Source organism: Bacillus sp. MN7755, from assembly GCF_054771475.1.
The window spans coordinates 160,829-176,750 of sequence record NZ_BTRL01000025.1; the positions used below are offsets into that span (position 1 = coordinate 160,829).

Genomic DNA, 15,922 nt, shown 5'->3' on the forward strand with positions numbered 1-15,922 from the left:
GACACCCTTATAGGAGTGTCTTTTCTACTCTCTTTAAAGAATTTATATCAACCTCATATGTATTCCCATATGGTCTAAGCGATGGAATCTCTTCCTTTGGCCCATAAAATAATAGTTTCAAATCATCATCTTTATACTGAACTACGAAGAAGTCATCGAATTGGTCGAATGTGTTTTGATTGATCGTAATAAAACCTTTTTCTTGGGCAGTTGTTTTAACACTTATTCTTCTCCCTTCTTTGATGACATCATATCCATGCTGATTCGTCACTTTGGATAGCTCACCATTCATATAAAGAACACAAAAAAATTCACCTAAACGACCTATAAGATGCCTTAATTCAGTCGCCTTACAACCAAGAACATTCATTTCAAATCGTAACATTTCAAAGTATGCCTCATATAATTTTTTAATTTGTGAGATTCCTATTTTATCCTTATCCTTATAAAAAAGAAGTTTCCCATTATCCCACTCACCTACAACATATTCACAATCTGTCCCTTTAGGTTTGTGAAAAACTAATCCTGTATAAGGATAATTTTCACCTACATATCTATAAGTTTTTTATTTATATATATAAATATATTTTTATTAACAGCTCTCCCTTTGTTATAACGGTTATAACAATAATCAGCAGGATTAATACTCCCCGGTTTTGTATTAAATTTTGTTATTAATCTGTCCTTTATTTCTGCAGATGTTACAGTATCGCCTATCTTTTCTTTAAGAGCCTCTATGAATTGCTCATAAATAGTCAATGTAATCCTCTCCTCGTGTTTATCAATATTTTTAGCCATAGTACAACCTTTACTCTATAATTTGACCCGATTGTAGAATAACGTAACCGATATTTTTAACTTCTATATAAATTTTACATTTAATTACTTAAATTTCATAGACTATTAGAGTAAAATATAAATTGGAGAATTTTATTAAATGCTCAAAATAAAGATAATACTCCATTAAGAGCTCGTTTATTTAGGAAACGTGTCTTTTTTTATTGGCTTTTTAAATAAGGTAAACGTGAAGAAGCATTATAAAAAGCAGGACAATAATATTAAATTAACTTCCATTCGAAGGAGTTTAAGCCTTGCATGAATGACTATAATGACTATTTGGTTGAGCAATCGATATGTTGTGCCGAAACGTCAATATATTAAAAAAGGATCTCTCTTGATAAAGAGAGATCCTTTTTTTACTTCTTCTTCTTTTCTGTCGGTTGGCTTTGTTTAGCGAAATTAGATGAATCATCGAAATTCGGTTGCTTTTTACCAGCATTATTACTTCTACCTTTTCCCATATGTAATGCACCTCCTCTCGTCCTTACTATTCCCAATAAAAAAATCATCTTGCATCCAAGAGGATTTTTTGTTGTGCTATTATTTACAATGCCCAACTGTTACCGCAGTACTTCCAACACGGTCCTATCCTAACTTTTAACCATGGTGTTGATCGTGGCCATCAAGCCTATGATTATCTATCCGTCTTGGGGTTTTCCTTTAAACGTACCCTAGTCTTCGATTGCTTGATAGGCCATAGTCCAGAAGTCTTGGATAAGATGCGATGGGGCCGGAGTGGACATCCCAACCTGGGTGAACAGAATTCCAATAAACTGTTTATCTGGATCAGCGTAAGCTGAAGTACCGGTTCCACCATCCCAGCCGAATTGACCAATAGACGCGTAGTCTCCAAGATAGGTACGCACCGCCATCCCAAAGCCCCAGCCACCTTGGATCCCTTGTCCGAACGACAAATGGACGTTATTTTTGGCCAAATCGTCTCGGTATACTTGTTGTTCCGGAGTAAGACGGTTGGTGGTCATCAGCTGGACTGCGGGCCTAGACAGGATCCGTTTAGTACCGTGCATCCCTTTATTCAAAAGCATCTGCAAATACGCGTGATAATCGTCGACGGTTCCAAGCAGTCCACCACCGCCTGCTTGGAATGCTGGAGGTTTGCTATAACGTCCATCCGCCCCCTCATCCCACACGATGAATTCACCTGTCTGCGGATTGGGGTTGAAGGCTGGTGGAAGCCGATCAATCTTGAGCTGAGGTACGTAGAATCCAGTATCCTTCATTCCTAGCGGATCGAATATGCGTTCGTGCAAGAACGACTCGAACGTCTGACCCGTGACCCTGGCAACAAGAACGCCGATTACTTCTATACTGATATGATACTGCCACCGCTCTCCGGGCTGATAGCTTAGCGGAAGTCCACCTAGGCGACGCATAAACTCATCTGGATCGGGCATATCCTGCCCTGGCGTGTCGAATATCCCACTCTCAAAGAACGCGTTCATGATTGGAGAACCCATCAACGTGAGATCCACTCCGAGCCCGAATGTGGAGGTCAACAAGTCTCGTACAGTGATAGGACGCCGTGCTGGGACGGTCTCTTCTAGCGGGCCATCGGGCTGTTTCAACACTTGCCGGTCGGCGAGTTCCGGTAGCCATTTGTCTACTGGGTCGTCTAAATGCAGTTTGCACTCATCGAGCAGAACCATTACTGGTGAAACTGCGATTGGCTTGCTAGTGGACGCCAATCGAAAAATCGTGTCCCGACGCATTGGTGCACCACCATCATGCCTCATTGTTCCAAGCGCTTCGACATGCGTCTCGCCGTTTCGGCTGACTAAGGCGACGAGCCCAGGAATCTTTCCAGAATCGACATGCTGCGCCAATATATTGCGCATTTTGCGCAATCCTGTTTCAGAAAAGCCCTTATTGTTTTGTCCCATTTTGTTCTCCTTTAGTTTAGATTGAGATTTCTAATACATATTGACAATCAATTATTAGTTCTTCAAATAGAAAAATTCCCCTTTTTAATAATTTCGACAAAATGCATTTATATACATGGAGGCACCATGCATCACTATCAACCTAAGATAGGCTACATTTATGGGGATTTAATAATGGGGAATGCAATCATTAATAACATTGATACAGCCATAAAAAAATATGATTACAAGATTTGCGAATTGATTATGATACATCTAAAAACACCGATATTCTTTCAAACAAGTAAAAAAGCGCCCTATAACCAGGGCGCTTTGCTCCAACCTAATGACTAATATTAGCAGTTGGGTATAATGTTGTTCCTCCAATTGAAACCTTTATTTCATTTGTTAACGGAACATTTTGTTCATTAATAATTGTTCTCCACCATTCCCATGCAAGACCTGTACATTCTCTTGCAACGATTTTTATATTTTTTGAATTTGGTGGAAGAGGGATAACTGTAGAGTAATGAGCCGTTTTGTCTTTGCCACTACCTTCCCATGTTTTATGTGTTAGTACTTCTTTTCCATTTTGATCAAATGTGAATTCATCCCAAGATACATCAAATTGAGCAACGTAAGCACCGTAATGATCAAGTATCATTTTAGCACTTGAATATTCTGTAGTTGTCGTTTCGATATAATCTGTATTGTTATGAACAGCAGCAGTTGCATTATCTTTTAAGAAAGTGCTTGTATATGAAATTGGGTATGCTGGATTTTTAAGACTTAATTCAGCATTATCTTTAATGATATTTCGGATTTCATTGAAATCTTTTGTAACAACCTTGTTATGCTCTTTTGCATCTCCGCCTAATACTACAGCAGTAAAGGTACTTTCTTCAAAAATATCTTTGTACTGTCCACTCGTTTCAACGCTGTTATTCTTAAGTAAAGCTTTAAAAGCAGCTTGTACATCTTTGCTCTTAGATGTTGTTTCTAATTTTACATAAACCGTTCTACCATAAGCTACATTTGAAACCATAACAGGTGGAGCCGAATTACTTACTCCTTTACGAGTTAACTCACCAAAAGTAACACTATTATCAAAGAGATCAGATGGATTGTTAGGTAGTTCAGCACTTACAGTATAAAATATTTGTTTATATGCGGCCACCATCACTTTCTTTTCTCCATTTGCAACCGCATTAAAGTCAATATTTAGACTGTTATCAAGATATTTAGCGTTAACATTAAGAGCACTTGCGATTTGTGATTTACTATAAACCATAGATTCTGTATACTGCATTCTTGCAGGTAACGTATGTGTTGTAGAATACTTTTCATTCCAAGTAGATACTAAATCGTCTACTGCTCCAGCCACATTACCATATGTCGGATTTTGGACAGTGATTGTATTTTCTTTTCTCATGCCAGGTAAGTCTATACTAATATTCAAAGGTTTTCTCTTAGCCACTAATAAACTCGGTTGATTGTCTGCAAAAGCTTTATTAGCAAGTTGTACAGCTCCTGGATACGTGCGATTTGCTACAGAATCAATAATTGAAATATCGACTGGTGATGTTGTAAGTGATTTTTTCTCGCGTTCCACTACTACAAATTTACCATTTGAATTGATACTTTCTTTCGGAACAAAACTCGCTATCTTATCACCATTTACAGCTAAAACCTCTTGATTATTATATTTAAGGCTTGCTATACCAGTATCAATGCTACTAGCATTTTTAGTTATATCAGTTGCATTACCCGCTTGTGTTTCTGCGAAAGAAATAGATGAATAATTAAGAGTGCATAGACTAACTAATAAACATGTAAGGAACTTTCTTCTCTTGGTATTTTTCTTAATGTTCAGAAAAATCACCCCATTCTTTTTTTAGTAAGATATAATAATGATGGATACATGATAGCTAACTAATAAACTTACATAAACGCTTTTAAAAGTTCTTGAACTAACGGAATTACTCCACCTAAAAATTTTAATACTGCCATTGCGATTTCCATATTACTTCCTCCTCTTTGCTGTATTAAGATGTGTTGTATATTTATGCTTTCATTATAATAAGCTTTTGCATTTGCATCAATTCATTTTTATATGCAATATTTCATATTGAGGAAAAGCAACTTTTTCTGTCAGATGATGATGGTACTACTCTTCTTGACAATATTTCAATCCCTCTAAAAATATCAGAATTTTCTAATTCTAAAAGGTTATGAACGAATCAACCTCGAATAATTGTAATAAATATACATAAGGAGGTTAATCTATTTTGTTTCGTTCTTTTACTAATGGTTGCGTCGCCTTAGTGCAACGTTTCTTGCCAGAGCCGTTTATTTTATCATGTTTATTAACTGTTTTTGTTATCTTCTTCGGCATGTTTGCAACGCATCAAACACCTGTGGAAATGATTAATCACTGGGGTAATGGCATTTGGGGACTTCTTGCCTTTTCTATGCAAATGGCACTTGTACTCGTGACAGGATCTGCTTTAGCAAACGCTCCTCTCATTAAAAAAGGATTAACGAAAGCGGCAAGACTACCAAAAACGAATGGACAAGGTATTATTGCCATTTCAATCGTAAGTTTACTAGGGGCATACATAAACTGGGGATTTGGTATTGTTGTATCTGTTTTATACGCAAAGGAAGTAGCGAGGCAGCTTGAAGGATTAGATTATAGACTAGCCATTGCTTCTTCTTACTCTGGATTTCTCATTTGGCATGCGGGGCTTTCTGCTTCTATTCCTCTTACGTTAGCAACAGGCGGCGAAACGTTAATCAAAACGACAGCTGGAAGTATTAAAGAAGCGATTCCTATAACTGAAACGTTATTCTCACCATACGCTCTCGTTCCAGTTATTATCTTTTTAGTTACGATGCCTCTCATTAATAAGGCGATGCATCCAGATGAAAAGCATACGATTACAGTGGATCCTAGCGTGTTCCATGAGGAAGCTGCGGCTCAAGAAGTAGAAAAAAATACGTTCGCTGAAAAAATGGAAAATAGTATCATTATTACACTTTGCGTTGGATTGTTAGGTCTCATTTATATTTTCAATTACTTTTATACGAAAGGTTTTAACCTTACTCTCGATATCGTGATTTTTATGTTATTAATTGCTGGTCTTATTTTTCACCGCACTCCAATTCAATATATTCGTGCTTTTTCAGATTCTACGAAAAGTGCTTCTGGCATTTTACTTCAGTTTCCGTTTTATGCAGGAATTATGGGGATGATGATTGGAGCAAATAGTGAAGGACTTTCACTTGGAGGAGCTATTTCTAATTTCTTTATTAGCATTTCAAACGAAACGACTTTCCCGCTCTTTACTTTTTTAAGTGCTGGCATCGTTAATATTTTCGTTCCATCAGGAGGCGGTCAATGGGCAGTGCAAGCACCAATTATGATTCCAGCTGGTGCTGAACTTGGTGTACCTGCTGCAAAAACAGCAATGGCAATTGCTTGGGGCGATGCTTGGACGAATTTAATTCAACCTTTCTGGGCATTACCGGCATTAGCGATAGCCAGTTTAGGCGCTCGTGATATTATGGGATTTTGCGTTGTCAACTTACTATATGCAGGATTTATCATAAGTCTATGTTTCCTATTTATTTAAACGAAAAGCTAGTTTTATACTAGCTTTTTTACATAATAAATTATTTATTTCCCATGCAATTTATAATACCTCTCCACTCTATATCCGTAAGAAGTAATGCCTCGCATGAAAAAAAATCTTCACATACTTTTTCAATCAGATGTGGATTTTCCCTCAAGAAATTCCACTGTAATACTTTAGGAAGAAAATGTATTTCATATTCCTTACTTCCCCGTACTACTTCATCAACTTCTCTTTCACAAATTCCCCTTATTAAATAATCATTTCTTAACTCTATTTGAATTTGCTGAAATATTGCGCTACATTTTTTCAATTGAAGTAAACACGTAATATACGTTCGTAAAAGTTCGTTATCATACCCACAACATTTTATAATACGTTCCATTTCATTCATAATGTACGAGCCTTTTCTTCTATTTGTAATAACCACTTTTCCCGCTTCTCTCGTTTACTCGTTTTCACAGATTGAAAAACTGACCGTTTTATATCGCGAATTCCGCAAAAACGTAAAACACCTCTCTTCATCATAATCCAATCTGCTGATCGATATAATAGTGCGACATACCATAACGGTGAGTCTAATGTATTAATTACCCACGCCTTCTTACCTTTCAATAACCCTTTCGGCAGAGCACCTTCATATTTATAAGCAAATCCAGCTACGAATATGCGATCAATAAACCCTTTTAAAATAGCCGGCATCCCCCACCACCATATTGGATAAATGAAGAGAAGAGTATCCGCTTCTTCCACTAACGTTCTGTACCGAGCTGTTTCTTCTTCATTTACTAAATCACGCCTTTTCTTCTCTTCATTAAAAACAAGGACTGGATCAAATTGTTCTTTGTATAAATCAAGTACAGTAACTGAATGATTTGTTTCCTGTAGTCCTTTTTGCACATGCTTTAAAATCGCCGCGTTAAAACTTGAAGGACTAGGATGAGCGTATACAATTAGTACATTCACTGCCAAACAACTCCCTCTATAAGTTAAAGTTTCCCCTTCTTTAACATCTTCTCTACAATTTGCACGTTTTTCGAACTTTGCAACAAACGATTTAATACTGTGATTAACTCTTCCTTTTCTAAATCTTTCAGTTTCTCTTTCACCTTACTCTCACCAGCATCTTGAATATCATAAACAACTGCCGCCATATGCTTGCAAAGATTCTCATACGGACACTCGCAGCTACTTTCTGTAAAATCTTCAAGATCAATAATCACTTCATAGTTTCCTGCATTTCCAGTAACGAAAGCAAATACTTTTTTGTCTTGTATTTCAACATCTTCTACATGTCCTTCTTCATAATATTCATAACCTTTATCCATAATGTATTTAGGAATCCATTTCGTTATATCATGTAATAAGTAAGCGTACATAATAGCACCGCTTCCTTTAATTCCCTTTTGACTTCCACAACCCCTGCATGTTATTCTAATAACTGTCAAATAGCAAGTCTATGTGACAAAACGACTGACACCTATTCGGCGAAGGTGTCTCTTTTCATTTGCAGCCGATATGAAGTGCCTCTTTCAGGCACATTCAATCTTTGACACTACACACTCAACACCATTCCCTGTATCAGGCTGCTTAAGCAGTCTTTTACTCTACATACTTCAAAAAAAAGAGAGCTTAGCTCCCTTTTCTCGCCTTATAAAATACCCCTTTTTCAGTATAGAGATATTCATCAGCTAATGTAATTTTCCCATCCAGTTTCAGTTCATCTAATAGCCTTGATAAATAAAATTGATGTAACATCTTTTTCGTGAATTTTCCTTCATGATGCGAAACGATATGTTCTTGAATATCTAACAATGATATCGGCTTATCTTGCTCTATCATATATTCATAAACTGTACTACGCAGTTTTACGTATTTTTCGAGTGTCACAGTAATGCGCAACCCCTTTCTTCTTAATATAAATTTTCGTAATCGGTTTTTTTGCAACAAAAAAACCTCTCCGATAAGAAGAAGTTACGTATATATCTTCGTCTTATCTCCCAGAACAAATATGTTCTGCTGGAATTAGCACCTGCATCGCGGTTGCTGGGTTTCATCGGGCCAGTCCCTCCACCTCTCTGGATAAGAAAATATTCACTTAAAACCTACTATACGTAATTTCACTTTAATTGTCAAACAAATATAACAAATTATATTTTTTTCCTTACTGTTCATACTATATATATATGAGTATTCAAGGAGGATTATGAAATGCATCAAAATGCTCGCGGATATGTACAAGATTCTTTTCAATCGTTACAAGAAGCAAAACATTGTTTAGAAGAAGCACTACAGACTGTTGAAAAAGATTTTAATCGCGCTCGTATTGAGCAATCCCTTTATGCGATCGAACAAGCTATTCAACGCTGCGATTACACCGTTCACATTTTAGAACAAGATTGAAAAAACTTCCCATCAATTGATGGGAAGCTTTTTCAAATGGCATACTTCATAATTATTGCCGTTATGATTAAAAAATATACAGAATTAACAATTTCTAAAATCCCTACTTTTATAATTGAAATTTTTTTGCCATACAATATAATTGCTCGAATGACACTTGGTATAAAAATAAGAGAACACCACGGATTGATAGCAAATACGATAATCGTTAACACGATATGATAACCCCAAGATATAAAACGATACTTCGGATTATTTTTCTCACGAATCATCGTTTTCACATAAAACGTACTTCCTAAAAAATATAAAAATGAAATAAGCGCAATAAATACTGCTGTTTTATCTAGAAGCTTCATTGAAAAATAATAACTAACTAAACCACCTATACAGAAAACAATAATTGCACTAATGTCATTTAGTAATGCTCTTTCATTCTTTTGACGAGCGTAATACATATTTACTATAAATAAGGGAATCATTACCGCTACGAATAAAAGAATGCGCCATTCATATAATAGAGAAATCATCCCAAATACGAAAGCGATGATAAAATATACAATCGAAGCATGTAAATACTCTTTTTTTCGTTTTTGTTTTATGTACATAAGAAATGGATACGTAGCTAAATAGATAAAGAACCAAGCTAAAAACAATGGGATATGATACATAGTAGGTTTCCCAAGAATAACACTTAATAGAAATGGTATAACAAGCATGGCCCATGCACCATGTTGCTTCGGAATAACTAACTTCATTAACTATACACCTCCCTTTTGAAAATAGTTCTCACCTATTATTATACAAATAATTTTATATAATAGCCGACGTATATTGAATCGATTTTTTGACAAATAAAAAATGCTCCTTACAATATGTAAGAAGCATGAAAGAGGCAAACGAATATGTAAGTCGCGACCCTACCTTATATGAGTATGCTTTTCTATGCCATGTTATGCTTATCTAATATGCCGTATTTCCTTTTAAATCTTGTAAGAATCGTAATCCAAGAAGTACTAAATAATAGTAAGAACACAACATTCGAAATCGCATGGCTCAAATCGAAATAAAAACTTGCTATATAATATGAAATGACAGCTTCCCACGTTGCTTCACGTATAAAACCGAGAAGCCCCCAGAAATTCATGATCCAGCCAAATAAAAAGCCCACGAAGAACCCATATAGTAGTCTCCCCCATAACTTTTTCATTAAAAATGTATTGCGAAGTAAGCCTGCTATAAAACCAATCATACCCCATGAAAACATTTGCCACGGTGTCCACGGACCTTGTCCTAAAAAAATGTTAGATACGATGGCCGCTGTTGCCCCGATCATAAATCCAGTTTCGCTTCCAAACACAATTGCAGAAACGATAATTACAAAAGAAGTCGGTTGTACACTTGGTAAAATAGAAAATGGTACGCGGCTAACTGCTGCAATTGCCGCTAATACGGCAACGAGAACAATTTCACGTGAAACAAATGCCTTCCTTTCAAAACGGATATAGAAAGGTAACATAATAACAACTAATAAAAACAAACTACTTAACAGGTAATAACCGTCCATGATAAGTGTAGTAAAGAGTAATGTGCCTATTATTACTGCAAAAATACATATTATGAATGCAACATATCGTTTGGACACGCTTCGTACACATCCTCCCACGTTAATGCATATGGCAATTTTTTTCGAATGAATCGGTTAATAGATGTTGTATAAAAGAAGTTACCACTAAAAAATTCTTTCGGTGCATCATTCATATTAACTGCTCCGTCAAATAACATCATACATTGATCCACGTATTTCGCTGCAAACTCAATATCATGCGTTGCCATTACAATTGTTGTCCCTTCTTTTTGCAATTTCCTAAATAGCTCTCCTACTCTTTCTTTCTTCCACGGATCTAATCCCTTTGTCGGTTCATCTAGTAATAATAAAGTTGGCTTTGATAATAATGTTGTACATAACGCGAGTAATTGTTGCTCTCCCCCGCTACAATCATGCGGATGGCGCTCTTTAAGCGAATACAACCAAAACTGTTTTAGCTTATCTTCTGCTATTTCTTTTCCTTGTTCTCCGTATAATTCACGCGCTCGTTCATAAACCTCATCCCACACTGTATCAAATGTAAAATGATAATACGGATGCTGTGATACATACCCGATCCTTTTAAATCGTTCTTTCGAATCAATTTTATGTATCACTTTCCCATTCCACTTTACTTTCCCTCTTCTCGCTTTTTGTAATCCAGCTAAAATCGTTAACAGTGTGGACTTACCCGTACCATTTTTCCCAACAAGAGCCACCCATTTCCCTTTTTCAATCGAAACTGTTAAATCTCGTAAAATAAGCGGACTGTTTTTTTCATATTGAAAAGAAATATGCTCTGCATGTAAAATGACTTCTTGCTTTTCACTTTGTGCTACTGGCTCGTTTACATATGACATCACTGAAAAATTATTCATTTTCATTTGTGCTTCTCGCACTGTAAACGGAATATCTTTCGCATTCCACTCTAAAAACAATCTTGGAATTTGCGGAATAAATGGACGGAACTTTTCTACTTCCCACATATTCGCTATAACCGCTTTAGGACTACCGTCATACACGATTTGACCATTATTCATACAAATAACACGCGTAGCAAGTGGTATCACCTCATCTAAACGATGTTCACTTAAAACAATCGTAATGCCAAGTTCTTCATTAATACGTTTTAACAACCCTAAAAATTCTTTCGCAGCAATTGGATCTAATTGCGCCGTTGGTTCATCTAGTAATAATAATTTCGGCTGCATAACTAATACCGCAGCTAAATTGACGAGCTGCTTTTGCCCGCCAGATAACGTATGAACAGATTGGTGCAATAAATCTTGAAATCCTAAGAAGCTAATAAGTTCAGCTATTCTCTTTTGAATAATATGTGATGGTAACCCGATATTTTCTAAAGAAAATGCTAATTCTTGAATGACCGTATCCATTACGAGCTGATTCTCTGGATTTTGAAATACCATACCAATTTCTTGGGCAGATAACAAATCCGGTACATTTTCTAATAAAGTACCATCATAATATGTATCTCCATTACGCTTACCGATTGGAAGTAATTCCTTTTTAAAATGTTTTAATAAAGTCGTCTTTCCAGATCCTGACCCTCCGGCAAGTGCAATAAACTCTCCTTTTTGAATAGAAAGAGAAATATGCTGTAACGCTTTTTCGTTTTCATCAGCATATACAAATGATAAATTGTTTATTTCTGCATGCGCCACCATATCCATTCCCTTCCTTCCATTATGATTGGTAAACTAATAAACATCGTAAATACGACAAACATCATCCCATCGTATTGCTGAAATAAAAAAGATTCGACTTTCGGATAAATGATTAACTTTCCTCCGCCATACGTACTACATATAATAGCAATTATAAATAGAATACTTAAATAGCTGAGCGTGTACCAATCGCGTCTTTCCATTCTATAACGAATATATGTCGTACGCTTCGTTACACCAAATCCACGAGCTTGCATAGAATCTGCCGTTTGCAGTGCATCCTCTAATGAACAAATTAATAATACTTGCAATAATTGCATACCACTTTTCACGCGTTCAACAATGGAACCTGCATCTACTTGTACACCTTTCGTTTTTTGGACGAGTGTTATTTTCTGTAATCGTCTCATAAACAAAGGAACAAATCTCACTGTAATCATCGTTAACAATGCTACTTTCGGTGAAATTCTAGAAAACAAATATAAAAATTTATGACTTGAAATAATATCATTATACGAAGCAAACGTAAACATAATCGCAACTAGTAATAACCCCATTACTAGTCCAAACATAATTGCCTCAAGTTTAATACGGCTATCACCTAACCAAAATAATGTAGTTCGGCCTCTATGCGTGAATAACGAATTAAATAAAATGACCATAAAAAAGAAAACGATTGTACTCGGTAACATCTTTCTTATCTTTTCGCTATTCCCTTGCATCACATTTAAAATAACAATTAATAGTATTGCCCCAATTAAAAAAAGAGGATGAAGACACATCATACATAGTATCATCACCCCGATATAATAGAAAAAATTCACAAAAGGATGTAAAGAAGAAAAACTTATTTTCATAGTCCTTTACCGAATGCCTTTCTTAATTTAGTATACATACACCCATTCGATTGTATCTCCTGGCTTCACTGTAACTACACCCGCACTATAGTTTGGAAACGAACCGTTCACACGATATTTCCAGCCACTCTTATCATTTACATCCATTTCATATAAATCATTAATCCCTTTTACATAAATATCACCTTTAGAGCCACTCGCATCCACATCTAATCCTGTACGTTGCAATACTTTATACACTGTATCGCCTTCTTGTACATCCATCTTTTTCGCACCTAATAAGTATCCTTTATTACCTTTTACTGAGATCGTAACTTGTTTTGCTTTAGGTACTGGTACTGGTACTGGTACTGGATCTGGTTTTGGTTTTGGTGGTTCTGGCTTTGGAACAGCCGGAGTCGGTATCGTTTTCTCCTCTTTATTTGGATCAACTTTTTGCTCCTGCTTCGGTGTTTCTTTCGGCTGATTCACAACCTTCGCTTCTTCTTTTACTTCTTGCGCTTTCGGTTGTTCCTGTTGCTTCTCTTCTTGTGCTTTTTGCTGTTCTGGTTGCTTATTTACAGCTGGTTGTTCTTTCGGTTGTTCCTGTTGTTTCTCTTCTTTCTTTACTTCTGGCTGCGCCTGCGGCTTTTCTTCTACTTTTTGTTCTTGTTTCTCTTTCTGCTCTTCTTGCTTATTTTGCTCTTGTTCAGCTTGTTTTTCTTCCGGTTTCGCTTCATCTTTTTTTTCTTCTTGTTTTGCTACTTCTTCTTGCTTTGGTTCTACTTTCTTCTCAGGCTTTACAGCTACCTCTTCACATCCGGCAAGTAGCCCAAGTGAAAGCATTAAAGAAATAAACCACTTCATCTTACTCATGTCGCCTCTCACCTTTCATAATAAAATTAGGAGCAAATGATTGCTCCTAATTTTTGTTAAGCTGCTTTACGTCTCCATAATACATATGCAGAAGCAATACATAATACACCCATACCTACTTCTGTAGCTGCACTATGAGAAGATGCTCCTGTTTTCGGTAGCATGCTACCGTTTCCAGACTTTTTATTTTTAACCGGTTCATTATCGACAACAACTTTTAAATTGTCATCTTTTGTTTCTTGTTGTACTTGTTTTTGTTCTTCCGGTTCTTCTGTAACTTCTTTATCTACTACATTATTCTCCGGTTCAACAATCTTTTCTGGCTGTTCAATTGGTTTCGGTTTAATTACTTCATCAATGACTACATTCGACCAATCATAAATAGATTTCCCAAGTTCTTTAAACTGAATTAAAGCTAATAATGCTTGCTCTGTCGCCATTCCGCTACCATTTTGATCACCTGGTAACCATTTAAATTCACCATTTGGAAGTTGATATGATAATAGATTTTGCACTGCCTTATGTAGACGGTTTTGATCTACATCTTTCACAAGTGATAATCCAATAATTGCTTGTGCAGCACTATTAGAATTTTCTTGTCCATCCGCAGAGAAACCACCATTTTCTAGTTGTTCATTATATAAGTATGCAACAGCTTTTTGCACAGCTGGTTTCACATCTGCTCGGTCTTGATAAGGAGCTAACGCTGATAAAACCATACCTGTTACATCAACACTACTAGCACTATCTTTACTGCTTGCACTATCGTAAGTCCAGCCGCCATCCGTATGTTGCGCGTTTATAAGTGCCTCTACTAAAGCAACTCGATTCCATTTTGAATTTACTGGAACTTCATATTTCTTCGTATCAAATGCAAGTAAAGCAAATGTATAACCTGTAACAGAATTTACTTTATCTGATTCGTACAATTTTTGAACTAAATTATGTTCGCCTACCATTTTTGGGTCTGCATTCATTGCATTCATCATAATAATCGTTCTAGCTAAATCTGTCGCTGAAAAACGATTAATGCGCTTTTCTACTTTTTCAGTTACTGCCTTAACATAATTTAATTTCGCCTCAATTGGCACATTCTTTCCAGAACGAGAAAGGCCTAATGCTACCCAATCACTTTCAATTCCATCTTGTAACATCTTTTCAGATGTCTTAGAGATTGCTTCATTTACTTGTGCTGCTGGCACTTGAATGTTCTCTTGTTTTGGTGGTTCTGGTTTTTCTTGTTTTGGATCATCCGTCTTTGGTTCTTCTGGCTTTTCTTGTTTTGGATCATCTGTTTTTGGTTCTTCTGGCTTTTCTTGTTTTGGATCATCTGTTTTTGGTTCTTCTGGCTTTTCTTGTTTTGGATCATCTGTTTTTGGTTCTTCTGGTTTTTCTTGTTTTGGATCATCTGTCTTTGGTTCTTCTACCGTTTTACAAGTACCAAATTTATCTAATGTTTGTTGTAATGTTTCTTGACTCATATTGCTCCAGTCTGAAACAAAGCGGAAAACAACAACATCTCCAGATTTTAATTTATAACTATCCGCTCCAACTTCTGCAGATTTATCATTTACATCATACAGCCAGCCACTTGTAGCCCCGGCCATTAGCCCATCAATGCCTTTTACATACGTTCCAAACGACATCGTTTCAGCTTCTACTTTGTCCCCCATGACTTTTTGCAGCAAACTTAAAGCTGTTTCCCCATCTTTAATTTGCTCTTCTTTCGGACATAACATAATGCCTTTTGGTGATTCACCAATAATTGCAAGTTTTGCTGTATTTCCTTCAGCAAACGTAATATGTACTGTATTCGCAAAAGAAACAAATACAAGTGTAACTACCATTAACGACGTAAGCAGCCATTTTTTAAAGATTGCCATCCCAAAATTTCCTCCCTTACTACTATTCACACAAAAAAAGGCCCTTCAAGGGCGTGCAATTGACACTCTTTTTTTGTAAGTGCCGAACAAACTGTGCAACACCTCCTACCCGCATCACTCGCGGCTATATTTGTATAAGAAAAATAATTTTGTTCATGAACGTATCATTGTGATAACATTCACTTTTCTAGGCACAACTTACTTCCATTTAAGTTATCGTAAAACGATAAACCTATACATTCTGTTAATTTTAAATTTCTGTATTATTTTACTATTGACAAAGAATTTTGTCCATGCTT

General features: G+C 36.2%; 14 protein-coding genes, 1 pseudogene and 1 riboswitch. Of the genes and pseudogenes, 2 read left to right on the top strand and 13 right to left on the bottom strand.

Annotated features, from left to right (window positions below):
* Positions 1-7: 7 nt before the first annotated feature.
* From ACYVEC_RS25050 to alo, 3 genes and pseudogenes are all read right to left on the bottom strand, one after another.
* Positions 8-759 (bottom strand): annotated as a pseudogene (locus tag ACYVEC_RS25050) (DUF7225 domain-containing protein).
* Between the two features lie 752 nt (positions 760-1,511).
* Positions 1,512-2,741, bottom strand: coding sequence for a serine hydrolase domain-containing protein (locus tag ACYVEC_RS25055; protein ID WP_063220944.1), 1,230 nt, complete (start codon positions 2,739-2,741; stop codon positions 1,512-1,514).
* Between the two features lie 322 nt (positions 2,742-3,063).
* Complete coding sequence (gene alo / locus ACYVEC_RS25060) at positions 3,064-4,602, bottom strand: anthrolysin O/cereolysin O family cholesterol-dependent cytolysin Alo (RefSeq protein ID WP_063220942.1); 1,539 nt, start codon at positions 4,600-4,602, stop codon at positions 3,064-3,066.
* 406 nt (positions 4,603-5,008) lie between these two features.
* On the opposite strand from alo, the gene ACYVEC_RS25065 reads away from it, so the two are divergent.
* Positions 5,009-6,355, top strand: coding sequence for a short-chain fatty acid transporter (locus tag ACYVEC_RS25065; RefSeq protein ID WP_063220941.1), 1,347 nt, complete (start codon positions 5,009-5,011; stop codon positions 6,353-6,355).
* A gap of 40 nt (positions 6,356-6,395) precedes the next feature.
* Here ACYVEC_RS25065 and ACYVEC_RS25070 read toward each other — a convergent pair whose 3' ends face one another.
* The 4 genes from ACYVEC_RS25070 to ACYVEC_RS25085 form a co-directional block, all read right to left on the bottom strand.
* Entirely contained in the window at positions 6,396-6,749 is a 354-nt protein-coding gene (locus ACYVEC_RS25070) for a hypothetical protein (protein ID WP_063220940.1), read from the bottom strand.
* On the bottom strand, positions 6,746-7,321 hold the full coding sequence (locus ACYVEC_RS25075; RefSeq protein ID WP_063220992.1) for an NAD(P)H-dependent oxidoreductase: 576 nt from the start codon (positions 7,319-7,321) through the stop codon (positions 6,746-6,748). The genes ACYVEC_RS25070 and ACYVEC_RS25075 overlap by 4 nt, the downstream gene beginning before the upstream one ends.
* A gap of 23 nt (positions 7,322-7,344) precedes the next feature.
* Positions 7,345-7,734: an SWIM zinc finger family protein gene (locus ACYVEC_RS25080; protein ID WP_063220939.1), complete on the bottom strand. Its 390-nt coding sequence runs from the start codon at positions 7,732-7,734 to the stop codon at positions 7,345-7,347.
* 253 nt (positions 7,735-7,987) lie between these two features.
* On the bottom strand, positions 7,988-8,305 hold the full coding sequence (locus tag ACYVEC_RS25085; protein WP_060631563.1) for a hypothetical protein: 318 nt from the start codon (positions 8,303-8,305) through the stop codon (positions 7,988-7,990).
* Between the two features lie 40 nt (positions 8,306-8,345).
* Positions 8,346-8,444, bottom strand: a riboswitch (SAM riboswitch).
* A gap of 122 nt (positions 8,445-8,566) precedes the next feature.
* Here ACYVEC_RS25085 and ACYVEC_RS25090 point away from each other — a divergent pair.
* Positions 8,567-8,758: a hypothetical protein gene (locus ACYVEC_RS25090; protein WP_000554029.1), complete on the top strand. Its 192-nt coding sequence runs from the start codon at positions 8,567-8,569 to the stop codon at positions 8,756-8,758.
* Between the two features lie 32 nt (positions 8,759-8,790).
* Here the strand turns inward: ACYVEC_RS25090 and ACYVEC_RS25095 are convergent, their stop codons facing one another.
* The 6 genes from ACYVEC_RS25095 to ACYVEC_RS25120 all read right to left on the bottom strand — a co-directional run bounded on the left by ACYVEC_RS25095 (position 8,791) and on the right by ACYVEC_RS25120 (position 15,623).
* Positions 8,791-9,513: a YwiC-like family protein gene (locus tag ACYVEC_RS25095; RefSeq protein WP_063220938.1), complete on the bottom strand. Its 723-nt coding sequence runs from the start codon at positions 9,511-9,513 to the stop codon at positions 8,791-8,793.
* Positions 9,514-9,698: 185 nt separating this feature from the next.
* Positions 9,699-10,400 carry an ECF transporter S component gene (locus ACYVEC_RS25100; RefSeq protein ID WP_000044891.1) on the bottom strand — a complete coding sequence of 234 codons (702 nt, stop codon included), beginning with the start codon at positions 10,398-10,400 and terminating at the stop codon, positions 9,699-9,701.
* Complete coding sequence (locus tag ACYVEC_RS25105; RefSeq protein WP_142332894.1) at positions 10,373-12,034, bottom strand: ABC transporter ATP-binding protein; 1,662 nt, start codon at positions 12,032-12,034, stop codon at positions 10,373-10,375. Before ACYVEC_RS25105 ends, ACYVEC_RS25100 begins: the two co-directional genes overlap by 28 nt.
* Positions 12,007-12,885: an energy-coupling factor transporter transmembrane component T gene (locus ACYVEC_RS25110; protein WP_063220936.1), complete on the bottom strand. Its 879-nt coding sequence runs from the start codon at positions 12,883-12,885 to the stop codon at positions 12,007-12,009. Before ACYVEC_RS25110 ends, ACYVEC_RS25105 begins: the two co-directional genes overlap by 28 nt.
* Positions 12,886-12,912: 27 nt before the next feature.
* Positions 12,913-13,740, bottom strand: coding sequence for a DUF4430 domain-containing protein (locus tag ACYVEC_RS25115; RefSeq protein ID WP_063220935.1), 828 nt, complete (start codon positions 13,738-13,740; stop codon positions 12,913-12,915).
* A 56-nt stretch (positions 13,741-13,796) separates the two neighbouring features.
* Complete coding sequence (locus ACYVEC_RS25120) at positions 13,797-15,623, bottom strand: DUF4430 domain-containing protein (protein ID WP_460508878.1); 1,827 nt, start codon at positions 15,621-15,623, stop codon at positions 13,797-13,799.
* Positions 15,624-15,922 lie beyond the last annotated feature (299 nt).